The sequence below is a fragment of the Leucobacter luti genome (assembly GCF_050310065.1).
In the GTDB taxonomy this organism is placed as follows: Bacteria; Actinomycetota; Actinomycetes; order Actinomycetales; family Microbacteriaceae; genus Leucobacter; species Leucobacter luti_B.
The window spans coordinates 851204-876604 of the sequence record NZ_CP190007.1; the positions used below are offsets into that span (position 1 = coordinate 851204).

A 25401-nucleotide genomic window follows, 5' to 3' on the forward strand; every position below is an offset into this window, starting at 1 on the left:
GGGAGATATTCTGACGGTCGTGGAGGATCGGGAGGCAGCCGCGCGGACGCAATCCGCGTCGACGCGCGCCGCGCGGCTGCCCCGACTCCTGCGCGCCGCGGGCGGCGGGCTCGCCCGCATCGTCCCCGTAACGCTCGGGGTCGTCGTCGCGGTGTTCTTCCTGCTGCGCATGGTGCCAGGCGATCCGGCGGCGATGATCCTCGGGGAGCGGGCGACGCCGCAGGCGATCTCAGAGCTCCGGGCGAAGCTCGGCCTCGACCAGCCGCTCTGGCAGCAGTTCCTCGACTTCCTCGGCCAGGTGTTCACCCGCTTCGACACGGGGAACTCCCTGGTCACGGGCGCATCGACGCGCGAGCTCGTGTTCGAGCGCGCGCCGATCAGCCTCGGGATCGTCGGCCTCGCCGTGGTCTTCGCCGTGCTCATCGCCGTGCCGCTCGCCCTCACCGCCGCGCTCCGCAAGGACGGGATCGCCGACCACGTGATCCGGGTGATCCCGGCCGTCGGCATGGGCATGCCGCTCTTCTGGGTGGGGCTTCTGCTGATCCTTCTCTTCGCCGTGCGGCTGCGCTGGCTCCCGGTCGGGGGCGTCGGCGACGGCCCGGGCGAGCCGCTTCGGAGCCTCGTGCTGCCGGCGCTCGCCGTCGCGATCGGGCTCGCGCCGCCACTCATCCGCTCGCTCCGCGCGCAGCTCATCGAGGTGCTCTCGGCCGACTTCGTGACGACGCTTCGCGCGGCGCGGGTGCCGCGGCGCACCATCCTCGTGCGGCACGTGCTGCGCGGGGCCGCGATCCCGACCATCGCGCTGCTCGGGGTCAACACGGCGTACCTCATCGGCGGCACGCTCGTCGTCGAGAAGGTGTTCGGGATCAACGGCATCGGCACGCTTCTTTTTCAGTCGATCGGCAGCAGGGACTTCCCGGTCGTGCAGGGGGTCGCGCTCTACTGCGCCGTGCTCGTCGTGATCGTGACGGCCGTGTCGAGCGGCCTGTCGGCGCTGCTCGACCCGCGGCTGCGGCGCGGGATCGGGGCCGGATCGTGAGCGCGTCGCGGCCGCAGACGGCCGAGCTCTCGATCCCGCTCGCGCTGCCCGAGCGCCGCCGCGGGGGCCCGTCGCCCGCGCTCGTCGCGGGAGCGATCCTCGCGCTCCTCCTCGTCGCGGCGGCGCTGCTCGCGCCCCTGCTCGCGCCGTTCCCGCCGGGGGAGCAGAGCCTCTCGGACGGCCTCGCCGCCCCCTCGGCGGCGCACCCGCTCGGAACCGACCAGCTCGGCCGCGACGTGCTCTCGCGCATGCTCTTCGCGGCGCGCACCGACCTCGGGCTCGCGGCCCTCGCGGCCCTCGCCCCGTTCGTGATCGGGGTCGGGATCGGGCTCGTGTCCGGGTACTTCGGGCGCGCGGTCGACTGGGTGGCCTCGCGGATCACCGACACCGTGATCGCGTTCCCCTTCTATGTGCTCGTGATCGCGATCGTCTTCGCCGTCGGCGCGGGGCCTGGCGGGATCGTGCTCGCCTTCGCCCTCGTCGGCTGGGTCGGCTACGCGCGGGTGATCCGCGCCATGACCTCGGCGCTCCGGGAGTCCGGCTTCGTCGCGGCCGCCCGCGGCGGCGGCCTCTCGCACGCCCGCGTGCTGCTGCGGCACGTGCTCCCGAACGTGCTGCCCCAGGCGATCGTGCTGCTCGCGACGGAGATCGTGCTCATCATGGTCGCGATCGTGACCCTCGGCTACCTGGGGCTCGGGATCCAGCCGCCGACGCCCGACTGGGGCACGATGATCGCGGACGCCCAGCCGTTCCTCACGACGCAGTGGTGGCTCGCGGCGTTCCCCGGGCTCGCCGTCGTGCTCACCGGCATCACCTGCTCGCTGCTCGGCGACGGGATCGCCGACGCGCTGCGGGCGCGGCCGGCACCCGCCGCGCTGCGCCGGAGGCGCCGGCCCGGCGCGAGCGGACGGCCCGCGGCCGGGAATGCGGCCGGGAATGCGGCCGGGAACGCGCACGCGGAACCCGGCCGGATCAGCGTCGCGGGCCTCCGGATCGCCGCGCGCGACGGCCGGCCGCTCGTCGGTTCGGCCGGCGACGGCATCGACCTCGAGGCCGCGCCCGGCGAGGCGCTCGGCATCGTGGGCGAGTCCGGCTCGGGCAAGAGCCTGACGCTGCGCGCGCTGCTCGGGATCCTGCCCGACGGGGTCGAGCAGCGCGGGGGAGCGGTGCGCGTCGGCGGCCCCGTCGGCATGGTGTTCCAGGACCCGCTCACGGCGCTCGACCCGCTCACCCGGGTCGGCGCGCAACTGCGCGAGGCGGTGCTCGCGGCCGGCGCCGCCCGTGAGAACGCCGCCGACCGGGTGCTCGAGCTGCTCGCGCTCGTGCGGCTGCCGGACGCGGCCGAGCTCGCCAGGCGCTTCCCGCACGAGCTCTCGGGGGGCCAGCGGCAGCGGGTCGTCATCGCGATGGCGCTCGCGGGCGACCCCGCGGTGCTCCTCTGCGACGAGCCGACGACGGCCCTCGACGTCACGGTGCAGCGCCAGATCCTCGACCTCCTGCGGGAGCTCAGGCGCGAGCGCGGGCTCACGCTCGTGTTCGTGAGCCACGACCTCGCCGTCACGGCCTCGGTGTGCGACCGGCTCGTCGTGCTCCGCGCGGGGCGCGAGGTCGAGTCCGGGCCGGTCGCGCGCGTGGTCGGTGCGCCGGCCGAGCCCTACACGCGCGAGCTCATCGCCGCGGTGCCGAGGCTGCCGGATCCCGCGCTCGCTCGGGATCCGGATCCCGCGCCGGATCAGGATCCCGCGCCAGCCGGCGGGCTGACGGCCACCGGCATCACCGCCCGCTACCGCAGCGGCTTCGCGCTCGAGGGCGTCGATCTCGCGGTCGGCGAGGGGCGCGCGCTCGGGATCGTGGGGGAATCGGGCTCGGGCAAGACGACCCTCGCGCGCGTCCTCGCGGGTGAGCTGCGGCCGGACGCGGGCGAGGTGCGCCTCGCGGGCCGCCTCCTCAGAGCGCGCAGGGGGCCGGCCGAGCGGCGCGCGATCCAGCTCGTGCCGCAGGATCCCTACTCCTCGCTGAACCCGCGCATGACGGTCGCCCAGACCCTCGGCGAGCTCCTGCGCGTGCACCGGATCGTGCCGCGCGGGCGCATCGATGCCCGCGTCGCCGAGCTGCTCGCGACCGTGCGGCTGGACCCAGGGATCGCCGCGGCCCGCCCGCACGAGCTTTCGGGCGGGCAGCGGCAGCGCGTCGCGATCGCCCGCGCGCTGGCCGTCGAGCCGGACGTGCTCATCGCCGACGAGCCGACGAGCGCGCTCGACGTCTCCGTGCAGGCCTCGGTGATCGCGCTCCTCAACAGCCTCCGCCGCGACCTGGGGCTCACCCTCGTCTTCGTGAGCCACGACCTCGCCGTGGTGCACGCGCTCTGCGACGAGGTGCTCGTGCTCCGCTCCGGCAGGGTCGTGGAGCGCTCGGCCGCGCGCAGCTTCTTCGCGCTGCCGCGTTCCGGATATGCGCGTGAGCTGCTTGCCTCGGTTCCTCGCCTGGGCGTCCCTTCATGACGACAGCCTCCCACCCCGGCCCGCAACCTTGCTACGCTCCATGTAATAGCTGAGATCGACCGCGTCGACCGAGAGGAGCCAGCCCGTGGACGGGATCATGAATTGGCTCGATCGCCTGCTCGATGGGTCGCTCGTGGCCGGTGGCATCTTCCTGATCATCGGCATCGTCGGCGGCGTGCTCCTGCTGATCTCGCTCGTGCTCGACGGGATCTTCGACGCGTTCGACTTCGGAGACGGGCCGCTCAGCCTCACCACGATCGCCGCGTTCACCGCGATCTTCGGCTTCACCGCGTTCGCGAGCGTCGGCGCCGGCATGTCCACCCCGACGGCCTCCGTCGTCGGCGCGCTCGCCGGCCTCGTCGGCGGGGCGGCCGCGTTCTGGCTCTCGAAGCTCATCAGGGGCGCCGAGTCGACGACCGCGGTGAGCGGCGACGACCTGATCGGTGCGACGGGCGCCGTCGTGCTCGCGATCCCCGAGACGGGCCTCGGCGAGGTCGCCGTGATCCGCAACGGCGAGCGGATCTCGCTCTCCGCGACGGCCGACACGGCGATCCCACGCGGCGCGCGGGTCCGCATCGTGCAGACGGTGACCTCCACCTCCGTGCGCGTCGAAGCCGTTGACGCTTCACCCCAGCCCGAGACCACGAACCTCGAACAGGAGACGTAATGATCCTCGCCACCCCGGCCATCATCGGCATTTTCGGGGCAGTGATCGCACTTGTGCTGATCGCGCTCGTCATCATCAAGCGGTACAAGATCGCGAAGCCCGACGAGGCGATCATCGTCACGGGCGGCAAGGGCAAGGAGGTCGTCGACGCGAGCGGCCAGCGCACCCGCGACCTCTCGGGCCAGAAGGTCGTGACGGGCGGCGGCGTCTTCGTGCTGCCGTTCGTGCAGAAGTCCTTCACGATCTCGCTGCGCTCGCGCCGCCTCTCGATCACGACCGAGGCGCAGACGACCGACGGCATCACGATGCAGGCGCAGGCCGTCGCGGTCGTGAAGGTCGGCGGGACGCAGGAGATGATCCGCGCGGCCGCCCAGCGCTTCCTCTCGAACTCCGACGAGATCGACGAGTCGACGCAGGAGGTGCTCTCGGGCTCGCTGCGCTCGATCATCGGCGGCCTCACGGTCCTCCAGATCATCCGCGATCGCGCGGTCGTCGCCCAGAGCGTGCTCGAGGCGGCCGAGGAGGCGCTCACGAAGCAGGGGCTCGTCGTCGACACCCTGCAGATCCAGGAGATCCGCGACGGCGCGGACTACATCTCCAACATCGGACGCCCCGAGGCCGCGAAGGTGCGCCAGGCCGCCGACATCGCCGAGACGAACGCCTACCAGGCCTCGCAGGAGGCGAAGATCGCCGCCGAGCGCGTGCTGCTCGACCGCAACCGCGAGCTGAAGCTCCGCCAGGCCGAGATCCAGGCGGAAACCGACAAGGCGACCGCGCAGGCGTCGGCCGCCGAGCCGCTCGAGCAGGCGATCCAGCAGCAGGCGATCGTGCAGCAGCAGCAGATCACCGCGCAGAAGGAGGTCGCGCTCAAGACCGAGAAGCTGAACGCCGACGTGCGCGCCGTCGCCGAGGCCGAGGCCTACAAGGTCGAGGCGCTCGCGAAGGCCGAGGCCTCCGCCGCGATCTCCGCGGCCGAGGGCCGCGCCGCCGCGATCGAGCGCGAGGGTCTCGCGAGCCGGGCCGCCCGTATCGCGGCGTCTGAGGCGCTCGCCGCCGAGGGCCGCGCAGAGGCCGCCGCGATCGAGGCGAAGGGTACGGCCGAGGCCGCCGCGATCGACGCACGCGCACGCGCGCTCGAGACGCAGTCGCAGGCCGTGCTCGCGCAGGAGCTCATCCACCTGCTGCCCGAGATCGCGGGCGAGTACGCGCAGGCGATCGGCGCGATCGACCAGATGACGGTCGTCTCCGCCGACGGCACGGGCAAGGTCGCGGCCGACGCGATGGGCAACATCAAGGGCCTCCTCGAGATGGCGAAGGACACGGTCGGGATCGACCTCGCGGGCATGCTCAACGGCGTCGTCGCGGGCGGCGCCGCGGGCGCCGCGGCGGGCCGCGCCTCCTCCGAGCAGCGCGCGCCGAGGCGCGCGGCGGCGGGCGACCACGGGGCTTCTTCGGACGGATCCGGATCCGGATCCGGATCCGGATCCCGCGGCGCCGGCGGCGCCGAGCCGGGCTCAGCCCGCGGGTCAGCCGGCGCGCCCTCCGCGGCCATCGAGGCGAACGCCGCGGGCGAGGCGGCGCGCCGCGCGGCCGAGTCCGCGCAGGCGCTCGCCGACTCCGCCGGGAACGCGGCAGACGCGGCCTCGGGGGCGCTCGACGCCGCCGGATCCGCGGCCGAGGCCGCCGAGAACGCCGCGCGGCGCGCGGCCGACGGGCTCTCGGGCTCCGCGGGATCCCCGCTGAACGGTGCAGAATAGGGGCATGCCCCCTCGCGTCCCGCGCTCAGTGACGGAAGAGGTCGACTCCGTGCTCGGCCCCGCCCCGTCGAGCTATGCGCAACCGGAGGTGGTCGTGCTGCGCTTCGGCAGGCACGGCCGCCGGCTGGTGCTGCCCGTCATCGCGCTCGTCGCCATCGCGGGGCTCGCCGGATACTTCGTCGGGGGCTTCCCGGCCGCGTGGGAGAACCTCCTCGCCGGCATCGGCGCCGCGGTGCTCGCGCTGCTGCTCGGGATCCTGCCCGTGCTCGCCTGGCTCTCGCACCGCACGACCGTCACGAGCCGCCGGGTGATCGTGCGCCACGGCCTCTTCGTGCACCGCCGCTCGGAGGTGCCGCTCGGCCGGGTGCGCGAGGTGCGCACGAAGCGGGGCCCCGGCCAGCGGATGCGCGGCGCCGGCGACATCGAGCTGCTCTACGGCGCCGAGGCCATGCGGCTCGAGGACGTCCCCGGCGTGACCCGGGTCGCCGAGGCGCTGCAGGAGCTCATGGAGCGCAACTTCGCGCAGACCCCGCAGCCGCAGCAGCAGCATTTTCCGCAGCAGCAGTTCCAGCAGCCGCAGCAGGCCCAGCAGGACTCGCAGGGCTTCTTCGACCCGAACTCCTGGTGATCCGGGCCCGGATCAGGATCCGGACCCCGCGCGGTCAGCTCGTGCGCGTGTAGAGCACCTCGATGAGCTTGCCGGCAAGGCCCACGAGGCGCTCGATCTCGCTCTCGTCCCGGTCGATCCACCGGCACTCGGGGTCGCCGACGGGGACGAAGTTCTCGTGCCGCTCCCACACCATGAGGGTGCGCTCGGCTCCGAGCACGTACTGCTGCCACCAGACCTGGCGCAGATAGTTGCGCGGGATCGAGCGCCACTCCTTATTGGTCGTTTTGATTTCCGCGAGTTCGAGCGAGCCGGTCTCCCGCTCCGTCACCCCGTCGGGGGTGGCGAGGTGGCGGCGATCCCATTCGGAGTGGAAGAGCGCCTGGCTCGGGGCGATCCCGTACTCGCGGAGCACCCATGCGGCGATCTCGGGTTCCCTGGCCTTGCCGTGCTCGGTGAAGGCGTTGCCCGTGAAGCGGCTGCCGAACAGTTTTTCGTGTGCTGCGGCCTCAATGGAGCGCGGGGTCGACAGCTTCGCGACGTCGGTCGCGGTGATTCCCCTCGCTCGCGCGCGCATCCAGGCCATGCGGTCCGAGCCGTCGGTGACGATGCGCTGGAGGTGCGGGAGAGGAGCTGCGGACACCGCTCAAGTCTCGCACGTTCGCGGCCTGAGCAGGCGTCAGCACGCCCGTGTGCCGGCGCTATCTGGCGATCCTGCACCTAGCCGCCCGCTGTGCAGCAGCCGATGGAAGGCGTGACAAGTGCTGCGTAAAGTCACCCAGGGACGCTATGCTGTGGCTAGTGAGTCCCGCGGGGAAATGCGCTTCGGCGTAGCGGGGCACGGGCGGGGGCCCCCGATACACCTCGACTCCCTCAACGCACACCGTATCAATCGCCGAGAGGAGCACACGGTACAGCATGCACGCGCAGAAACTGGAACGCACGAGCGGGGGAAAGATCCGCGCACTCGTAGTCGATGACGAGGAGTCGATCACACAGCTGATCGCGATGGCGCTGCGGTACGAGGGCTGGGAGGTTGACACGGCTTCGACCGGCGCCGAGGCCCTCGAGAAGATCCGCGTTTCAGCGCCCGATGTCGCGGTGCTCGACATCATGCTGCCCGACTTCGACGGCCTGCAGCTGCTCGCGCGCACCCGCGCGACCGGGGAGACCTTCCCCGTCCTGTTCCTCACCGCGCTCGACGCGGTCGAGGATCGCGTGATTGGTCTCACCGCTGGGGGCGACGACTACGTGGTCAAGCCCTTTAGCCTCGAGGAGCTCATCGCGCGACTCCGCGGCCTGGTGCGCCGCTCGCAGATGGCTCAGGCGCAGCAGTCGGATCCCGTGCTCCGCGTCGGCGACCTCACCCTCAACGAGGACAGCTACGAGGTCGAGCGCGCGGGCCAGCCGATCACGGTGACGAACACCGAGTTCGAGCTGCTCCGCTTCCTCATGCGCAACCCGAATCGGGTGCTCTCGAAGGCGCAGATCCTCGACCGGGTCTGGGCGTACGACTTCACGGGCAAGTCGACCGTGGTCGAGCTCTACATCTCGTACCTGCGCAAGAAGATCGACAGCGGTCGCGCCCCCATGCTCCACACCGTCCGCGGTGCCGGCTACATGATGAAGCCGGCCGGGCAATAGCTCACGCGTCTACCGGCGGTTTCTTAGGCCGGGAAGAGTGTGATATTCTCTTCCCTGGCCCAAGACCGCCGGTAGGATCCGCGAGGATCCCGTAACGTTCGCACCCGCGAAGACCAGCGCAGGTACGAACTCCTTGAGTGGGGGATCACGATCCCGAACTTTCGAAGCTCCGTGCGTGCGCGCCGGAGCTTCTTTCCGTTTCAGGGGAGATTCCGTGCGGCGCGGCCCCTGTGCGACGTCCGTCGCGCGGGTACGACAAGCTAGGGAGCGCCATGGCTACGAAGGACGCTACGGTCGCCGATCTTCAGCGCAAGTTTGAAGAGTCGGACGCCGTTCTGCTGACTGAGTACCGCGGTCTCACGGTTGCCCAGCTGCGGGAACTCCGCAACAGCATCCGCGAGCACGCGACGTACGCTGTGGCGAAGAACACGCTGACCAAGATTGCGGCCAACAACGCCGGGATCACCGCATTCGATGACGAGCTCGCCGGTCCCTCGGCCCTCGCCTTCGTGCACGGTGACACCGTCGCGGTCGCCAAGGCTCTGCGTGACTTCGCCAAGGCAAACCCTCTTTTGGTGGTGAAGGCGGGCTACTTCGATGGCAACGCCCTGACCGCCGCTGAGGTAGGCAAGCTTGCCGACCTGGAGAGCCGCGAGGTGCTGCTGGCCAAGGCCGCCGGCGCCATGCAGGCTGCCCTCGTCGGTGCGGCTCAGCTGTTCAACGCACTGCCCGCCAAGGCCGCACGCGGCTTCGGCGCGCTGCAGGAGAAGCAGGACGCGTAAGCTCCGGCCCCGGCCGGATCCGTTCAACAAGAAGACCCGCCCTCACTCGCTGAGGGCACACATCAAGGAGAAACACTATGGCTAAGCTTTCGACTGAAGAGCTGCTCGAGCAGTTCAAGGAGCTCACCCTCATCGAGCTCTCGGAGTTCGTCAAGGCGTTCGAGGAGACCTTCGACGTTTCGGCTGCCGCTCCGGTCGCCGTTGCCGCTGCCCCGGCCGCCGGTGGCGCCGCTGAGGCCGTCGAGGAGAAGGACGAGTTCGACGTCGTCCTCGAGTCGGCTGGCGACAAGAAGATCCAGGTCATCAAGGTCGTGCGCGAGCTGACCGGCCTCGGCCTTGGCGAGGCGAAGTCCCTCGTCGAGGAGGCTCCCAAGAACGTGCTCGAGGGTGCGAAGAAGGAGGCCGCCGAGGAGGCAAAGGCCAAGCTCGAGGAGGCAGGCGCGGGCGTCAAGCTCGTCTAAGCTCTTCGCTTCAGCGAATTCGGGGCGGCTCTCCTTCGGGAGGGCCGCCCTTTCGCATCCCCGCACCGGGGCCCGTGTTTCCTGGGTCCCATATGGATATTTGGTCCGTGACCTGCTACTGTTGCCCGGCTGTTCGGATCATTCTGGGACCACCCTCGCCCGGCTGATCCCTGGCGCCAGGACCATCAAGAAAGGATCCTCGTGGCCCTCATCCAACTCACTCTTCGACACGCGAAGCGATACTGGCCGTTCATCGCGGCCGTGCTCGTGATGCAGCTGCTGTCGACGATCGCCGCGCTCTGGCTCCCCAGCCTGAACGCCCAGATCATCGATAAGGGCATCGCGAAGGGCGATACCGAGTTCATCTGGAGCACGGGCGGGATCATGCTCCTCATGTCGCTCGGTCAGGTCGTCACCGCGGTCATCGCCGTCTACTGCGGCGCGCGCGCCGCCATGGGGATCGGCCGCGATCTCCGCCGCGAGGTGTACCGCAAGGTCGACTCGCTGAGCACCCTCGAGGCGACGAAGTTCGGCGCCGGCACCCTGATCACCCGCGGCACGAACGACGTGCAGCAGGTGCAGATGCTCGTGCTCATGACCCTGAACTTCATGGTGACCGCGCCGATCATGGCGGTCGGCGGCATCATCATGGCGCTCCGCGAAGACGCGGGCATGTCGTGGCTCGTTTGGGCCTCGGTGGCCGTGCTCGCGGTGATCGTGAGCTTCCTCGTGTGGCTGTTGCTTCCCCTGTTCCGGACGATGCAGGATCGCGTCGACGCGATCAACGGCGTGCTCCGCGAGCAGATCATGGGCATCCGCGTCGTGCGCGCGTTCGTGCGCGAGGACTTCGAGACGGATCGCTACGACGTCGCGAACCGGAACATCACGCAGGTGTCGGTCCGCGTCGGCCAGGTCTTCGTGCTGATGTTCCCGGTCATCATGATGGTGCTGCACTTCGCGACCGCCGCGGTGCTGTGGTTCGGCGGGCACCGCGTCGACGCCGGTCTCGTCGAGGTCGGCTCGCTCACGGCCTTCCTGCAGTACCTGCTGCAGATCCTCATGGCCGTCATGATGGGCGTGTTCATGACGATGATGATCCCGCGCGCCGTGGTCTGTTCTGAGCGCATCGCCGAGCTCCTCGATTCCAAGTCGGAGCTGGAATTCCCGCGCTCCGAGCGCGTGCAGACGCCCCAGCAGGGCCGCGTCAGCTTCGAGGGCGTGACCTTCGGGTTCCCGGGCGCCGAGGAGCCCGTGATCCGGAACGTCAGCTTCACGGCCGAGCCCGGCCGCACGACCGCGATCATCGGCTCGACCGGCGCGGGCAAGACCGTGCTGCTCAACCTCATGCTGCGGCTCTACGACCCGCAGGCGGGCCGGATCACGGTCGACGGGCAGCCCGTCGACATGCTCACCCGTGAGCAGCTCGCGTCGTCGCTGAGTCTCGTGCCGCAGCGCCCGTACCTGTTCTCCGGCACGATCGCGTCGAACCTCAGGTTCGGGCGGAGCGACGCGACGGACGAGGAGCTGTGGGAGGCGCTGCGCGTCGCCCAGGGCGACGACTTCGTGCGCGAGAAGGAGCACGGGCTGGAGGAGCCGATCTCGCAGGGCGGCACGAGCGTGTCCGGCGGGCAGCGCCAGCGGCTCTCGATCGCGCGCGCCCTCGTCGCGAAGCCGCTCGTCTACCTCTTCGACGACTCGTTCTCGGCGCTCGACGTCGCGACCGACGCGCGCCTGCGGGCCGCGCTCCCCGAGGCGACGGAGGGGGCGACGACGATCATCGTCGCCCAGCGCGTCTCGACGATCACCGAGGCGGACCAGATCCTCGTCGTCGAGGCGGGTGAGATCGTCGGCCGCGGCACGCACGACGAGCTGCTCGACTCGAACGAGGTGTACCAGGAGATCGTGCGATCGCAGATGGAAGAGGCGGAGGCGGCCTGATGGCAAGGAAGAAGCAGACTGCTCCCGCCGGCCCGGACGGCGGTGGCACCGGGAAGGCGCAGGATCTCGCGGCCGACGAGCTGCCGGCCGACTACCAGCCAAGCGGCGACGACTGGATGGGCGGCGCCCCGGCGAAGAAGGCGAAGCACTTCTGGCCGGCGGCGAAGCGCCTCATGGGGCTCCTCAAGCCCGAGGCCGGACTGTTCTCGTTCGTCGTGCTGCTCGTCGTGGGATCCGTGGTGCTCACGGTCATCGCGCCGAAGGTGCTCGGCCAGGCGATGGACGTGATCTTCAACGGCATCCTCGGCCAGCAGCTGCCGGCCGGCGTGCCCGTCGACGAGGTCATCAAGCTCGCGCGCTCGCGCGGCGAGAACCAGTTCGCAGACATGCTCGAGGGTGCGAACGTCGTGCCCGGCCAAGGGATCGACTTCGACCTGCTCGGCCGGCTGATCCTGACCGTGCTCGGCCTCTATTTGGTCGCGTCGTTCCTCATGTGGCTGCAGGGCTTCCTGCTCAACAAGCTCGTGATGCGGATCATCTACAAGCTCCGTCGGGACATCGAGGCGAAGATCAACCGCCTGCCGCTCGGCTACTTCGACGGGCGCCAGCGCGGCGACGTGCTCTCGCGCGTGACGAACGACGTCGACAACATCCAGCAGGCCCTGCAGCAGGCGTTCTCGCAGCTCGTGCAGTCGCTGCTGACCGTGATCGGCATCGCGGCGATGATGTTCATCGTCTCGTGGCAGCTCGCGCTCATCGCGCTCATCGCGCTGCCGCTGTCCGGGATCATCGCGGGCGTCGTCGGCGTGCGCGCCCAGAAGCTCTTCGTGGCGCAGTGGAAGCACACGGGCGACCTGAACGGCCACATCGAGGAGTCGTTCACGGGTCACGAGCTCGTACGCATCTTCAACCGGGATGCCGAGATGACGGAGGAGTTCGACCGCCGCAACGAGGGCCTCTTCACCGCGGCCTACAAGGCGCAGGCGCTCTCCGGCACCATCATGCCGGCCATGCAGTTCGTGCAGTACCTGAGCTACGTGCTCATCGCCGTCGTCGGCGCGCTCCGCGTGACGGCCGGGCAGATGACGCTCGGCGACGTGACCGCGTTCATCCAGTACTCGCGCGAGTTCTCGCAGCCGATCGGCGAGATGGCGGGTATGGCGAACATGCTGCAGTCCGGCGTCGCGTCGGCGGAGCGCACGTTCGAGCTGCTCGACGCGGAGGAGCAGGATCCGGACACCGCCGAGGCGACGCTCCCCGAGCGCACCGACGGGCACGTCGTGTTCGACCGCGTGAGCTTCAGCTACGAGCCGGATCGCCCCCTCATTGAGGACCTCTCGCTCGAGGCGCGCCCGGGTCACACCGTCGCGATCGTTGGCCCGACGGGGGCGGGCAAGACGACGCTCGTGAACCTCGTGATGCGGTTCTACGAGCTCGACGCCGGGCGGATCCTGCTCGACGATGTCGACATCACGAAGCTGTCGCGGGCGGAGCTCCGCGGGCACGTCGGGATGGTGCTCCAGGACGCCTGGCTTTTCGACGGCACGATCAGGGAGAACATCCGTTACGGCCGGCTCGACGCGAGCGACGAGGAGGTCATCGAGGCCGCGCAGGCGACCATGGTTGACCGCTTTGTGCGCCAGCTGCCGGACGGCTACGACACGGTGATCTCGGAGAACGCCTCGTCGCTTTCGGCCGGCGAGCGCCAGCTGCTCACGATAGCGCGCGCGTTCATCGCGAACCCGTCGCTGCTGATCCTCGACGAGGCGACCTCGTCGGTGGACACCCGCACCGAGGTGCTCGTGCAGCAGGCGATGCGGGCGCTCCGCAGCGACCGCACGTCGTTCGTGATCGCGCACCGGCTCTCCACGATTCGCGACGCCGACACCATCCTCATGATGGAGAACGGCCGCATCGTGGAGCAGGGTACGCACGAGGAGCTGCTCGAGAGGCGCGGGGCTTACTTCGCGCTCTACGAGGCCCAGTTCGCGGGCGCCGCCGTGGAGGAGGAGGCGCTCGAGCTCTCCGCCGCGACGGCCCCGGTCGCCACGCAGCCTCCGGCGCAGGATCCGGGCCCGGATCCGGCCCCGGCGGAGTAGCCCCCGGCTCCCGCGCCCCTCCGTCCTCCTCCCCCGGCCCCGCGAAGAGTTGACCCAAAGTATCCCCTGGAACGCAGAATGCGTCACTTTGGGTCAACTCAAGCCGGGGTGTGGCGCCGCTGCGCCTCGCGCCTCCGAAGAGTTGACCCAAAGTGTCCCCTGGAGTGCAGAATGCGAAACTTTGGGTCAACTCAAGCCGGGGGCCAGCGCGCTCGGCCCCGCCCCCTCCGAAGAGTTGACCCAAAGTGTCCCCTGGAGCGCAGAATGCGTCACTTTGGGTCAGCTCAACACCCGGGGAGAGGGGGGGCGCACGCCCCGGTCATCGGGCGGGCTCCGGATCCGCTAGACTGGTACGGCTCCCCACGTGGCGCTATCTCAGGGAACTCCCCCAGGGCAGAAATGCAGCAAGGGTACCTGGGCTCTAGCGGGTGCGTGGGGAGTCTTTTCGTTTCCGGCACTGAATCGGGCCCTGGCGCCACCTAACGGCACCGCGGCACCGTTACTATCAGTCGCATGGTGAGCTCCCATGCAGCGGCGGTCGTCGGCGCGGGCCCCAACGGGCTCGCGGCAGCGGTGACGCTCGCGCGGGCCGGGATCCCGGTCACCGTGTTCGAGGCGGCCGAGACGATCGGCGGCGGCACCCGCACGACCGAGCTCGTCGAGCCGGGCGTGCTCCACGACGTCTGCTCCGCGATCCACCCGATGGCGCTCGCGACCGGGTTCTTTCGCGCGTTCGAGCTCGAGAAGCGGATGCGCTTCGTGGTGCCGGAGGCCTCCTACGCGAACCCGCTCGACGGCGCCGCGAGCCCGGACGGCCGCGCCGCGATCGCCTACCGCGACCTCGCCCGCACCGCCGACGAGCTCGGCCGCGACGGCGCGGCCTACGCCCGCTTCTACCGCCCGCTCGTCAGGCGCGTCGAAGCCGTCACGGACTTCGCGCTCGGCGGCGCGATGCTCCGGATCCCGCGCGACCCGCTCGCGGCCGCGCTCACGGGGCTCCGCACGCTCGAGCAGGGCAGCCCGCTCTGGAATCTCCGCTTCCGCGGGCAGGCGGCGCGCGCCCTCGTCTCCGGCGTCGCGGCCCACAGCATCGGCCGCATGCCGAACCTCGCCACGGGCGGCGTCGGCGTCGTGCTCGGCACGCTCGGGCACGCGCGCGGCTGGCCGGTCCCGGTCGGGGGATCCCGCGCCATCTCGGACGCGCTCGCCGCAGACCTCATCGAGCACGGGGGCCGGATCGAGACCGCGAACCCGATTTCGAGCGTCGACGAGCTGGGCGACTTCCGCGTCAAGCTCTTCGACACCTCGGCGCGCGGGCTGCTCCGGATCGCCGGGCGCCGCCTGCCGCGGCCCTACGCGCGCAGGCTCGCCCGCTTCCGCTACGGCGACGGCGCCACGAAGGTCGACTTCGTGCTCGACGGCCCGATCCCGTGGCGGGATCCGCGGGTCGCCGCCGCCCCCACCGTGCATCTCGGGGGATCCCGCGCGGAGGGCGCCGCCGCCGAGCTCGAGGTCGCGCGCGGCAGGCACCCGCGCAGGCCCTACGTCCTGCTCGCGCAAACGGCCGACTTCGACCCCGGCCGGAACCCTGCGGGCACCCACGCCATCTGGAGTTACACCCACGTGCCGAGCGGATCGAGTCGCGACGTCTCGGCCGAGGTGATTGCGCAGATCGAGCGCTTCGCGCCGGGATTCCGGGACCGGATCCGCGACTACCGCGTCACCACGGCGGCGCAGCTCGCCGACTACAACATGAACTACCACGGCGGCGACTTCAGCGCGGGCGCCGTCACGCTGCCGCAACTCCTCGCGCGCCCGACCGTGGGCCCGGATCCCTGGCGCACCCCGGCGCGGGGGATCTACCTCGCCTCGTCGTCGACGCCGCCCGGCCCGGGCGTGCACGGCCTGAGCGGCTGGTACGCGGCCCTCTCGGCGCTCCGCCACGAGTACGGGCTGGAGGGGCCGCCCCTCGGCCTTAGCTGAGCCGCCTCGGAGACGGCTCAGAGACCGTCAGGAGCTCGCCGCGAACTCGCGCGCACCACGGAACATTACGCGCCGAACGGTAAGGTTGGCTCGTGGCTGCATGCATCTACTTGACGTCGGCCGAGGGCAGGACCGGGAAGAGCGCGATCGCGCTGGGGGTTCTCGATGCGCTGCTCGCGGACGCCCCCCGTGTCGGAGTGTTCCGTCCCCTGATCCGCTCCGGTGAGGAACGCGACCGGGTGCTCGAGACGCTGCGCGCACGCGCGACGGCCGACGTGCCCTACGAGGCCTGCGTCGGCGTCACCTACGAGGAGGCGCACGCCGATCCGGACGCCGCGATGACCCGGATCGTCTCCGTGTTCCGCGCCCTCAGCGCGCAGTGCGACGCGGTCGTCGTCGTCGGATCCGACTTCACGGACGTCGCGGCGCCCACCGAGCTCGCGTTCAACGCGCGGATCGCGGCGAACCTCGACGCGCCCGTGCTGCTCGTGATCGGCGGCCGGTCGAACGAGGAGCCCGAGCACCTGGGCCAGCAGCTGGCGCGCACCCCGGGCGACGTCGCGCAGATCGCGGAGCTCGGCCTCGCGGAGCTCCGCGCCGAGCACGCGACGGTGCTCGCGGCGCTCGTGAACCGTGCGGATCCGGAGCGGCTCACCGAGATCACGGAGGCGGTCGCGGCGGTGCTGCCTGCGGCGACCCCGGTCTGGGCGGTGCCCGAGGCGCTGCTGCTCGTCGCCCCGCCCGTCTCCGCCGTGGTGGAGGAGGTGCGCGGCGAGCTCGTGCGCGGCGACGCCGAGCTCCTCGCGCGCGAGGTGCGCGACGTGGTCGTCGCGGGGATGTCGATGGAGAACGTGCTGCCCAGGCTCCTCGAGGGCTCGGCCGTCGTGATCGCCGCCGACCGCGCCGAGACGCTCCTCGCCGTCACGATGGCGCACGAGGCCCCCACGTTCCCGACGATCGCCGCGGTCGTGCTGAACGGCGATTTCGCGCTGCCGCCCGCCGTCGAGCGGCTGCTCGACGGCATCGACTCGACGCTCCCCGTCGTGCGCACGGCCTTCGGCACCTTCGACACGGTGCGCCGGATCACCCGCGCGCGCGGCCTGCTCACGGAGGAGTCGCCCGCGAAGTTCGACACGGCGCTCGCGCTCTTCGAGCAGCACGTCGACGGCGAGGTGCTGCGCGAGCGCCTGCGCCTCCACCGAGGCGGCGTGCGCACGCCCGTCATGTTCGCCTACGAGCTCTTCGAGCGGGCGACCGCGGCCGACGCGCACATCGTGCTGCCCGAGGGCGGCGACGACCGCATCCTGCGGGCCGCGAGCACGCTGCTCGCGCGCGGGGTCGTGCGACTGACGCTTCTCGGCGCGGAGGACGCGGTGCGCAAGCGCGGCGGCGAGCTCGGGCTCACGCTCGACGCAGCCGAGGTCGTCGATCCGGCGACCTCGCCGCTGCGCGAGCAGTTCGCGGCCGAGTACGCGCGGCTCCGCGCACACAAGGGCGTCACGCTCGAGCGGGCGCGCGAGGTCATGGGCGATGGCAGCTATTTCGGCACGATGATGGTGCACCTCGGCCTCGCCGACGGTATGGTGTCCGGCGCAGCGAACACGACGGCGCACACGATCCGCCCGAGCCTCGAATTCATCAAGACGCGTCCCGGGGTCTCGGTCGTGTCGAGCGTCTTCTTCATGGCCCTCGCCGATCGCGTGCTCGTCTACGGCGACTGCGCCGTCAACCCCGATCCCACGGCGGCGCAGCTCGCCGATATCGCGATCTCCTCGGCGGAGACCGCGGCGCAGTTCGGCGTCGAGCCGCGCGTCGCGATGCTGTCGTATTCGACGGGGGAGTCCGGATCCGGAGCCGACGTCGACAAGGTGCGTGAGGCGACGCTCCTCGCCCGGGCGGCGCGCCCGGATCTCCTGATCGAGGGGCCGATCCAGTACGACGCGGCGAGCGACCCCGCGACGGGGGCCGCGAAGCTGCCCGGCTCCTCGGTCGCGGGGCGCGCGACCGTGTTCATCTTCCCCGACCTCAACACGGGCAACAACACCTACAAGGCGGTGCAGCGCTCGGCGGGCGCGGTCGCCGTCGGCCCCGTGCTGCAGGGCCTGAACAAGCCCGTGAACGACCTCTCGCGGGGGGCGACCGTCGAGGACATCCTGAACACGGTCGCGATCACGGCCGTGCAGAGCGGCGAGGCGAAGGAGGCGGCCGAGTGACCCGGATCCTTGTGGTGAACAGCGGTTCATCCTCGATCAAGTACCAGGTCGTCGAGGCGGCGACGGGGGAGCGGCTGGCCTCCGGGCTCGTCGAGCGCATCGGCGAGCCGCTCGGCCGCATCGTGCACCGCGGCGCCGACGGCTCCGAGGTCTCCCGCGAGCTCCCCGTCCCCGATCACACGGCGGGTTTCGCCGAGATGGTGCGCGCGTTCGAGGAGACGGGGACGCCCGTCGACGAGCTCGGGATCTCCGCGCTCGGCCACCGCATCGTGCAGGGCGGCGGCGACTTCATCGAGCCGACGCTCCTCGACGACGTGGTCGCCGACCGGATCCACGAGCTCGGTGAGCTCGCCCCGCTCCACAATCCCGGCCACTACCAGGCGATCGTTGCGGCGCGGGCGCTCTTCCCCGACCTTCCGCACGTCGCGGTGTTCGACACGGCGTTCCACCAGACGATGCCAGAGTCCGCGTACCGGTACGCGATCGATCCCGCGGTTGCTTCGGTGCACGGGATCAGGCGATACGGCTTCCACGGCATCTCGCACCAGGTCGTCTCGCGGCGCGCGGCCGAGTTCCTCGGGCGACCGCTCGAATCGCTCAAGCAGATCGTGCTGCACCTCGGCAACGGCGCCTCGGCGTGCGCGATCGACGGCGGCCGCTCCGTCGACACGTCGATGGGTCTCACCCCGCTCGCCGGGCTCGTGATGGGCACGCGCAGCGGCGACATCGACCCGGGCGCGCTCCTCCACCTCCTCCGCGCGGGCTACAGCGTCGACGAGCTCGACAAGCTCCTCAACCAGCGCTCGGGGCTCCTCGGCTTCGCGGGCACGAACGACTTCCGCGACGTGCGGGCAGCGGCCGACGCCGGCGACGCGGACGCACGGCTCGCGCTCGCCGTCTATGTGCACCGGATCAGGCACTACATCGGCGCGTACCTCGTCGACCTCGACGGGGCCGACACGATCGTCTTCACGGCGGGCGTCGGCGAGAACAACGCGGCCGTGCGCGCGGAGGTGTGCGCAGACCTCGAGTGGTTCGGGGTGCGGATCGATCCGGATCGGAACGAGGCGCCGTCGCGGGAGGCGCGCCTGATCAGCACGGACGACTCGCGGATCGCGGTGCTCGTCGTGCCGACCGACGAGGAGGCCGAGATCGCCCGGCAGGCCTGGGAGCTCGTCGCGGGGTAGCGCGGCTTTCGCTGCCGCCCCCGTGAATGTCAGTGGTCGCGGGTAGCATTGAGCCCGTGGTTGCCGCACTCTATCGCCGTTACCGGCCAGAAGCCTTCTCCGAGATGATCGGTCAGTCCCAGGTGACTGATCCGCTCATGACGGCCCTTCGCACGGGCCGGATCGGCCACGCCTACCTGTTCAGTGGGCCTCGCGGCTGCGGCAAGACCACGTCGGCGCGCATCCTCGCGCGCTGCCTCAACTGTGCCGAGGGCCCCACAGACACGCCGTGCGGCGTGTGCCCGAGCTGCGTCGAGCTGAGCCGCGACGGCGGTGGGTCGCTCGACGTCGTCGAGATCGACGCCGCGAGCCACGGTGGCGTCGACGACGCGCGCGACCTGCGCGAGCGGGCGGTCTTCGCCCCCGCGCGGGATCGCTTCAAGATCTTCATCATCGACGAGGCGCACATGGTGACGCCCGGCGGCTTCAACGCGCTGCTCAAGATCGTGGAGGAGCCGCCGCCGCACGTGAAGTTCGTCTTCGCGACGACGGAGCCGGACAAGGTGATCGGCACGATCCGTTCGCGCACCCACCACTACCCGTTCCGCCTGATCGCGCCGGGCACGCTCATCGATTACGTGCAGTCGCTGTGTGACAGCGAGGGCGTGCAGGTCGAGCCGGGCGTGCTCCCGCTCGTCGTGCGCTCGGGCGGCGGATCGGTGCGCGACACGCTGTCGATCCTCGACCAGCTCATCGCGGGCTCCGAGGGCGACCTCGTGACGCGCGAGCGCGCCGCCGGACTCCTCGGCTTCACGCACACGGAGCTGCTCGATGATGTGGTCAACGCCTTCGCGGCGCAGGATCCGGCCGCGGCGTTCCGCGCGACCGACCGGGTTGTGCAGACGGGCCAGGATCCGCGCCGATTCGTCGAGGACCTGCTCGAGCGCCTGCGCGACCTCATCGTGGTCGGCGCGACCACGGTCGACGGCGCGGCCGCGGTGTTCCGCGGGGTGCCGCAGGACCAGCTCGACCGCATGTTCGAGCAGTCGCGCGGCTTCGCCCGCGGCGAGCTCTCGCGCCTCGCCGACATCGTGAGCGAGGCCCTCGACTCGATGGCGGGCGCGACGGCGCCGAAGCTGCAGCTCGAACTCATGATCGCCCGCGCGCTCGTGGGCGCCGAGCAGGCGGCGGCCGTCGCTCCGGCCGCTCAGGCGGCTCCGGCGGCACCGCAGCAGCAAGCTCGGCCCGCGCAGTCCGCGCCGCAGCAGCCTTCCCAGCCCGTGCAGCAGCCGGCTCAGCCGGTGCAGCAGCCCGCTCAGCCCGTGCAGCCCGTGCGCGAGCCTGCGCCGAATGCCGCCGAGACGGCGGCCTCGATCAGGGAGTTCTTGCGGAACGACAACGCGCCGTCCGAGCCCGCCACGCGGGCAGAGGCACCTGTTCAGCCCGCGGCGTCGGCCCCACGGCAGGCTGCACAGTCGGCTCCGGAGCAGCGTCGCGAGGAACTGGCCGGTCAGCCGCACCCGAACGCGGGGGCAGCGGGCTTTGGCCGGCCGATCTCCGACGTGCTGAGCGCCGCCCAGATCGAGAGCATCGGCGCCGAGAGGCCCGAGCCGGCAGCGGCACCGGCACCAGCCGCGGCCCCGGCCCCGGCTGCTCAGCCACAGGCGCCCGCCGCTGGTCCGCAGCAGGGCGAGGGCCCGGGCGCGGCGCCGAGCGATCCGCCCTCTGTTCAGGCCCCCGAGCCCGAGACCGAGCAGGTCGACGGCGACGACGGGGCCCCGCAGGGCGGCTTCGACGATCTCGTCGAGCTCTGGCCCGACCTGATGGAGGAGATCCTCGAGCAGGACCGTGAGGCGTGGAACGCCGTGCGCAACACGACGCCGCTCGCACTCAAGGACGACATCCTCTACCTGGGCTTCCAGTCGGTCTCCGACCTCAACGTGTTCAAGACGGCCGGCGCTGGCCCGCTCCGCGAGGCGATCCTCTCTGCGGTTGGCATCAGCGTGAAGTACGTCCCGAAGGAGCTGCCGGCGGGGCAGACCCCGCCGGGCGCCGCGCGCGAGACGGGGCCGAGCTCCGACCCCGAGGAGCCTGAGCAAGAGCCCTCCGACGATCCGATGCAGCGCGCGGCCAAGCGGCTGAGCGCGCTCGGTCCGGCGCTCGCCGCCCCGGCGTGGGCGGATCCAGCGCCGGCTCAACCGACACCGGATCGGCCGCGGGCGGAGAAGAGCGCGCCGGAGTCCCCGGCTGCGGAGGCTCCGGCTGCGGAGGCCCCGGCTGCGGAGGCCCCGGCGGCGGAGGCTCCGGCCGAGGAACGGGCCCCGGATCCGGAACGGCAGAACGGCGGCGGCGAGTCGCCTGACGCGCGCCACGACGACGATCCGTACGCGGGCGACCCCGGCGCGGGCGATGGCCCGACGGGCGGAGACTACCCCGACGATGACCCCTACGCGTCTGGCGACCCCTACGCCAGCGGCGCAGATCTGGAGACGGCGCCGGCCCGCCCGCAGGACCCGGCACCGGCACCGGCACCGGCACCGGCACCGGCACCGGCACCGGTATCCGCACCCGCACCCGCCGAGGCGCACGATCCCGAGCCGGTGCAGGAGGCGCCCGCCGCCGCCAAGAAGAAGAGCTCGGCGCCAGCGTTCACCCGCTACGGGGAGGCGGTCGTGCGCGAGGTGTTCGGGGCGCGCTTCGTCGAGGAACGTCCGCTGCCGCGTCAGTAGCCCGGCGTAGACTTGGGGGAGTTCGCGGGACCCCCTGATCGTCCCACGTGATCCCTTGGAGGCAGCACCCTTGTACGACGGCATCGTCCAGGACCTGATCGACGAGTTCGGGCGCCTTCCCGGCATCGGTCCGAAGTCGGCGCAGCGGATCGCGTTCCACATTCTGCAGACCCAGAACTTCGACGTGTCGCGCCTCGCGGAGCTCCTCAGTGAGGTGCGCGAGAAGGTCCGGTTCTGCGAGGTCTGTGGCAACATCACCGAGCAAGAGCGCTGCTCGATCTGCCGCGATCCCCGCCGCGACCACTCGCTCATCTGCGTCGTCGAGGAGCCGAAGGACGTGGTCGCGATCGAGCGCACCCGCCAGTTCCGGGGCCTCTATCACGTGCTCGGCGGCGCGATCAGCCCGATCGACGGCATCGGCCCGGACGACCTCAGCATCCCGGCGCTCATGCGACGCCTCGGCGAGGGCGAGGTCAAGGAGGTCATCATCGCGACCGATCCGAACCTGGAGGGTGAGGCCACGGCCGCCTACCTCTCGCGCCTCCTCACGACCATCGAGGTGCCCGTCTCGCGCCTCGCCTCGGGCCTCCCGGTCGGCGGCGACCTGGAGTTCGCCGACGAGGTGACGCTCGGCCGCGCCTTCGAGGGGCGGCGCGTCGTCGAGTAGGCCGGCCGCGGGCAGCCGCCCGCGCGTTCGGCGCTTCCCCGTTACGGCCCGTGTCCGCGGGCGGATACGGGCATGTCGATTCCGGTAGACTGAGGGATCGCGTAGCAATTTGAGGAGGAACCCGCGTGGCGTTGATCGTGCAGAAGTTCGGGGGCTCGTCCGTTGCGGATGCGGAGAGCATCAAGCGCGTCGCAAAGCGCATCGTCGAGGCCCGCCGCGCGGGCAACGAGGTCGTCGTGGCGGTGAGCGCCATGGGCGACACGACCGACGAACTCCTCGACCTCGCCGCGGAGTGCACTCCGATCCCGGCGCCCCGCGAACTCGACATGCTTCTCACCGCGGGCGAGCGCATCTCCATGGCGCTCCTCGCCATGACGATCAAGGGCATGGGCCTCGAGGCGCTCTCCTTCACGGGCAGCCAGGCCGGCATGATCACGACCTCCGAGCACGGCGCCGCGAAGATCGTCGATGTCACCCCGGGCCGCGTGCGCGAGGCGCTCGACCAGGGCGCGATCGCGATCGTCGCGGGATTCCAGGGCTTCAGCCGCGACTCGCGCGACATCACGACGCTCGGCCGGGGCGGATCCGACACGACCGCGGTAGCGCTCGCGGCCGCACTCGGCGCAGACGTGTGCGAGATCTACACCGACGTCGACGGCGTATTCACGACCGACCCGCGCATCGTCCCCAAGGCGAAGAAGATCGACGCGATCACGGCCGAGGAGATGCTCGAGCTCGCCGCCTCCGGCGCGAAGGTGCTGCACCTGCGCGCCGTCGAATATGCGCGCCGCCACGGCGTCGTGCTCCACGTCCGCTCGTCCTTCTCGGACGAGCTCGGGACCATCGTCTACGACCCCGCCAAGGGGCACCCGAAGGGAGATCAGGTGGAAGAGCCGATCATCACCGGAATCGCGGCCGAGAAGAGCGAGGCCAAGGTCACCGTCGGAGGCGTCCCCGACGTCCCGGGCAAGGCCGCTCAGATCTTCGAGATCGTCGCGAAGACCCACGCCAACATCGACATGATCGTGCAGAATGTGTCGGCCGCCGACACGAACCGCACCGACATCTCCTTCACGGTCCCGCTCGGCGACGGCCGCCGCGTGATCCAGGCGCTCGAGGCGGAGCGCGAGGTGCTCGAGTTCGAGACGCTGCAGTACGACGACCAGATCGCGAAGGTCGCAGTGGTCGGCGCCGGCATGCGCACCAGCACGGGCGTCTCGGCCCAGCTCTTCCGCGCCCTCTACGAGGCCGACATCAACATCGAGATGATCTCGACCTCCGAGATCCGGATCTCCGTGGTCACCCGCGCCGACCTCATGGAGAAGGCCGTGCGCGTGCTCCACACGGCGTTCGGGCTCGACTCCGACACCGACGCAACCGTCTACGCGGGCACCGGCCGCTAGGCCGCGCGCCCCAGAACCAAAGGAACCCACACGAAGATGGCTGAACAGCAGGGTCTTTCCGTCGCCGTCGTCGGCGCCACCGGGCAGGTCGGCGCCGTCATGCGCAAGCTCCTCGTCGAGCGCGAGTTCCCGATCCGGAGCGTGCGCTTCTTCTCGAGCGCGCGCTCGGCGGGCACGACGCTCGAGTTCCGCGGCGAGGACATCGTCGTGGAGGACGTCGACACGGCCGACAAGAGCGGCATCGACATCGCGCTTTTCTCCGCGGGCGGCGCCGCCTCGAAGAAGTATGCTCCTCAGTTCGCCGAGGCCGGCGCGGTCGTCGTCGACAACTCGAGTGCGTGGCGCCTCGACCCCGAGGTCCCGCTCGTCGTGAGCGAGGTCAACCCGCACGCGATCGCCGAGGCCAAGAAGGGCATCATCGCGAACCCGAACTGCACGACCATGGCCGCGATGCCCGTGATGAAGGCGCTCGACGCCGAGGCCGGGCTCGAACGCCTCATCGTCACGACCTTCCAGGCGGTCTCCGGATCCGGACTCGCCGGCGCTAAGGAGCTTTCGGGCCAGGTCACGGCGGCGGTCGAGACCGGCGGCATCGAGGGCCTTGTGCACGACGGCGCGGCCATCGACTTCAAGGCGCCAGAGGTGTACACGAAGACGATCGCGTTCGACGTGCTGCCGCTCGCCGGATCCATCGTCGACGACGGTCAGGGCGAGACCGACGAGGAGAAGAAGCTCCGCAACGAGAGCCGCAAGATCCTCGAGCTCCCCGAGTTGCTCGTCTCGGGCACGTGCGTGCGCGTCCCCGTGTTCACGGGCCACTCGCTCGCGATCAACGCGGAGTTCGCCCGCCCGATCTCGGCCGACCGCGCCCGCGAGGTGCTCGCCGAGGCTCCCGGCGTTGAGCTGAGCGACGTGCCGACGCCCCTCGAGGCGGCGGGGCAGGATCCCTCCTTCGTCGGCCGCATCCGCGAGGACCAGTCGGCGCCCGCGGGCCGCGGCCTGACGTTCTTCGTCTCGAACGACAACCTGCGCAAGGGCGCCGCCCTCAACACGGTGCAGATCGCGGAGCTCGTCGCGCAGCAGAAGCTCGGCGCCTAGCCCCGCCCCCGCCGGAGGTTGTTAGCGATTTCGGGGCTTCCGGGCCCCGCGAAGCCCCGAAATCGCTAACAACTACCCACTAACCCGCCGGGGAGTGGCTGAGGAGGTGCTCTCCGGCCGCGAGCACCTGCGTCACGCGCACGACCGTCGTGTCCGCGTCCTCGTCGCTCGTCTCGAGCACGTGCCGCTCGAGCGCCCCGAGGTGCGCGAACTGATCCCACATCGCGAGCACCGGATCCGGATCGATGAGCGCGTCGGGAGAGGTGCGGGCGATGGCGCGCGACAGCGTCACGGCGCGGTCGGGCCGCAGCACCGTGTAGCTGACGTCGACACTCGGGTGCACCCGGCGGGCCTCGGCGAAGTGGTGCAGCATCCAGGGACCGACGATTCCGTCAACGACCACGTCGAAGCCGCCGTACGCGAACTCGAACGCCGCGGCCGCGATCGCCCGGAGGACGGTCTGGTTCTGCTCGTCGGCCTCGGGCAGGTAGGCGGGGATCCCGCCCGCGATGATCGCGCTCCAGTAGTCGTCGGTGTGCAGGTGCACCCCGCTTGCGCGCAGGCTCGCGATGCGGCGCGCGATCGTCGACTTGCCCGCCCCGGGCGGGCCAGTGAGGATGATGACGTTGCCAGGCATAGTGCCAGTG

The 25401-nt window shown here is 71.1% G+C and carries 19 protein-coding genes and 1 other RNA gene; 18 read left to right on the forward strand and 2 right to left on the reverse strand.

Annotated features, from left to right (window positions below):
- Nucleotides 1-19 precede the first annotated feature (19 nt).
- From ACOPJ3_RS03785 to ACOPJ3_RS03805, 5 genes are all read left to right on the forward strand, one after another.
- Nucleotides 20-1039 carry an ABC transporter permease gene (locus tag ACOPJ3_RS03785; RefSeq protein WP_427870502.1) on the forward strand — a complete coding sequence of 340 codons (1020 nt, stop codon included), beginning with the start codon at nucleotides 20-22 and terminating at the stop codon, nucleotides 1037-1039.
- Nucleotides 1036-3540 (forward strand): ATP-binding cassette domain-containing protein, encoded by a 2505-nt coding sequence (locus ACOPJ3_RS03790; RefSeq protein WP_427870503.1) that lies wholly within the window; start codon nucleotides 1036-1038, stop codon nucleotides 3538-3540. The genes ACOPJ3_RS03785 and ACOPJ3_RS03790 overlap by 4 nt, the downstream gene beginning before the upstream one ends.
- A gap of 85 nt (nucleotides 3541-3625) precedes the next feature.
- Nucleotides 3626-4207, forward strand: a complete 582-nt coding sequence (locus tag ACOPJ3_RS03795) for a hypothetical protein (protein WP_427870504.1) — start codon at nucleotides 3626-3628, stop codon at nucleotides 4205-4207.
- Nucleotides 4207-5964 carry a flotillin family protein gene (locus ACOPJ3_RS03800; protein WP_427870505.1) on the forward strand — a complete coding sequence of 586 codons (1758 nt, stop codon included), beginning with the start codon at nucleotides 4207-4209 and terminating at the stop codon, nucleotides 5962-5964. Before ACOPJ3_RS03795 ends, ACOPJ3_RS03800 begins: the two co-directional genes overlap by 1 nt.
- A 4-nt stretch (nucleotides 5965-5968) precedes the next feature.
- Nucleotides 5969-6592: a PH domain-containing protein gene (locus tag ACOPJ3_RS03805; RefSeq protein WP_427870506.1), complete on the forward strand. Its 624-nt coding sequence runs from the start codon at nucleotides 5969-5971 to the stop codon at nucleotides 6590-6592.
- A 34-nt stretch (nucleotides 6593-6626) separates the two neighbouring features.
- Here the strand turns inward: ACOPJ3_RS03805 and ACOPJ3_RS03810 are convergent, their stop codons facing one another.
- Nucleotides 6627-7157 carry a YqaJ viral recombinase family protein gene (locus ACOPJ3_RS03810; RefSeq protein WP_427871170.1) on the reverse strand — a complete coding sequence of 177 codons (531 nt, stop codon included), beginning with the start codon at nucleotides 7155-7157 and terminating at the stop codon, nucleotides 6627-6629.
- A 332-nt stretch (nucleotides 7158-7489) separates the two neighbouring features.
- On the opposite strand from ACOPJ3_RS03810, the gene ACOPJ3_RS03815 reads away from it, so the two are divergent.
- The 13 genes from ACOPJ3_RS03815 (at nucleotide 7490) to ACOPJ3_RS03875 (ending at nucleotide 24754) form a co-directional block, all read left to right on the forward strand.
- Complete coding sequence (locus ACOPJ3_RS03815) at nucleotides 7490-8215, forward strand: response regulator transcription factor (protein ID WP_427870507.1); 726 nt, start codon at nucleotides 7490-7492, stop codon at nucleotides 8213-8215.
- A gap of 272 nt (nucleotides 8216-8487) precedes the next feature.
- Complete coding sequence (rplJ, locus tag ACOPJ3_RS03820) at nucleotides 8488-8997, forward strand: 50S ribosomal protein L10 (protein ID WP_427870508.1); 510 nt, start codon at nucleotides 8488-8490, stop codon at nucleotides 8995-8997.
- A gap of 77 nt (nucleotides 8998-9074) precedes the next feature.
- Nucleotides 9075-9458, forward strand: coding sequence for a 50S ribosomal protein L7/L12 (gene rplL, locus ACOPJ3_RS03825; RefSeq protein WP_427870509.1), 384 nt, complete (start codon nucleotides 9075-9077; stop codon nucleotides 9456-9458).
- Nucleotides 9459-9659: 201 nt separating this feature from the next.
- On the forward strand, nucleotides 9660-11396 hold the full coding sequence (locus ACOPJ3_RS03830) for an ABC transporter ATP-binding protein (RefSeq protein WP_427870510.1): 1737 nt from the start codon (nucleotides 9660-9662) through the stop codon (nucleotides 11394-11396).
- On the forward strand, nucleotides 11396-13495 hold the full coding sequence (locus ACOPJ3_RS03835; protein WP_427870511.1) for an ABC transporter ATP-binding protein: 2100 nt from the start codon (nucleotides 11396-11398) through the stop codon (nucleotides 13493-13495). The genes ACOPJ3_RS03830 and ACOPJ3_RS03835 overlap by 1 nt, the downstream gene beginning before the upstream one ends.
- A 351-nt stretch (nucleotides 13496-13846) precedes the next feature.
- Nucleotides 13847-13943, forward strand: an RNA gene (gene ffs, locus ACOPJ3_RS03840) — signal recognition particle sRNA small type.
- A gap of 65 nt (nucleotides 13944-14008) precedes the next feature.
- On the forward strand, nucleotides 14009-15478 hold the full coding sequence (locus ACOPJ3_RS03845; RefSeq protein WP_427870512.1) for a phytoene desaturase family protein: 1470 nt from the start codon (nucleotides 14009-14011) through the stop codon (nucleotides 15476-15478).
- Nucleotides 15479-15570: 92 nt separating this feature from the next.
- Complete coding sequence (gene pta / locus ACOPJ3_RS03850; RefSeq protein ID WP_427870513.1) at nucleotides 15571-17691, forward strand: phosphate acetyltransferase; 2121 nt, start codon at nucleotides 15571-15573, stop codon at nucleotides 17689-17691.
- The gene (locus ACOPJ3_RS03855) at nucleotides 17688-18878 is read left to right on the forward strand and encodes an acetate/propionate family kinase (protein ID WP_427870514.1); all 1191 of its coding nucleotides are present in this window, start codon (nucleotides 17688-17690) and stop codon (nucleotides 18876-18878) included. Before pta ends, ACOPJ3_RS03855 begins: the two co-directional genes overlap by 4 nt.
- A 56-nt stretch (nucleotides 18879-18934) precedes the next feature.
- Nucleotides 18935-21586 (forward strand): DNA polymerase III subunit gamma and tau, encoded by a 2652-nt coding sequence (locus ACOPJ3_RS03860; protein WP_427870515.1) that lies wholly within the window; start codon nucleotides 18935-18937, stop codon nucleotides 21584-21586.
- A gap of 70 nt (nucleotides 21587-21656) precedes the next feature.
- The gene (recR, locus tag ACOPJ3_RS03865; protein WP_427870516.1) at nucleotides 21657-22253 is read left to right on the forward strand and encodes a recombination mediator RecR; all 597 of its coding nucleotides are present in this window, start codon (nucleotides 21657-21659) and stop codon (nucleotides 22251-22253) included.
- Nucleotides 22254-22378: 125 nt separating this feature from the next.
- A complete protein-coding gene (locus ACOPJ3_RS03870) occupies nucleotides 22379-23656 on the forward strand; it encodes an aspartate kinase (protein ID WP_427870517.1) in 1278 nt (425 codons plus the stop codon).
- A 36-nt stretch (nucleotides 23657-23692) separates the two neighbouring features.
- On the forward strand, nucleotides 23693-24754 hold the full coding sequence (locus ACOPJ3_RS03875) for an aspartate-semialdehyde dehydrogenase (RefSeq protein ID WP_427870518.1): 1062 nt from the start codon (nucleotides 23693-23695) through the stop codon (nucleotides 24752-24754).
- Between the two features lie 79 nt (nucleotides 24755-24833).
- On the opposite strand, the gene ACOPJ3_RS03880 is transcribed toward ACOPJ3_RS03875, so the two are convergent.
- Complete coding sequence (locus ACOPJ3_RS03880) at nucleotides 24834-25391, reverse strand: AAA family ATPase (protein ID WP_427870519.1); 558 nt, start codon at nucleotides 25389-25391, stop codon at nucleotides 24834-24836.
- Nucleotides 25392-25401: the final 10 nt, after the last annotated feature.

Excerpts from the sequence above, each read along its gene's own strand:
- rplL (WP_427870509.1), top strand. The coding sequence starts at position 9,075 with ATGGCTAAGCTTTCGACTGAAGAGCTGCTCGAGCAGTTCAAGGAGCTC.
- ACOPJ3_RS03880 (WP_427870519.1), bottom strand. The coding sequence starts at position 25,391 with ATGCCTGGCAACGTCATCATCCTCACTGGCCCGCCCGGGGCGGGCAAG.
- rplJ (WP_427870508.1), top strand. The coding sequence starts at position 8,488 with ATGGCTACGAAGGACGCTACGGTCGCCGATCTTCAGCGCAAGTTTGAA.
- ACOPJ3_RS03805 (WP_427870506.1), top strand. The coding sequence starts at position 5,969 with ATGCCCCCTCGCGTCCCGCGCTCAGTGACGGAAGAGGTCGACTCCGTG.
- ACOPJ3_RS03815 (WP_427870507.1), top strand. The coding sequence starts at position 7,490 with ATGCACGCGCAGAAACTGGAACGCACGAGCGGGGGAAAGATCCGCGCA.
- ACOPJ3_RS03875 (WP_427870518.1), top strand. The coding sequence starts at position 23,693 with ATGGCTGAACAGCAGGGTCTTTCCGTCGCCGTCGTCGGCGCCACCGGG.
- ACOPJ3_RS03810 (WP_427871170.1), bottom strand. The coding sequence starts at position 7,157 with ATGGCCTGGATGCGCGCGCGAGCGAGGGGAATCACCGCGACCGACGTC.
- ACOPJ3_RS03845 (WP_427870512.1), top strand. The coding sequence starts at position 14,009 with ATGGTGAGCTCCCATGCAGCGGCGGTCGTCGGCGCGGGCCCCAACGGG.
- ACOPJ3_RS03835 (WP_427870511.1), top strand. The coding sequence starts at position 11,396 with ATGGCAAGGAAGAAGCAGACTGCTCCCGCCGGCCCGGACGGCGGTGGC.
- ACOPJ3_RS03800 (WP_427870505.1), top strand. The coding sequence starts at position 4,207 with ATGATCCTCGCCACCCCGGCCATCATCGGCATTTTCGGGGCAGTGATC.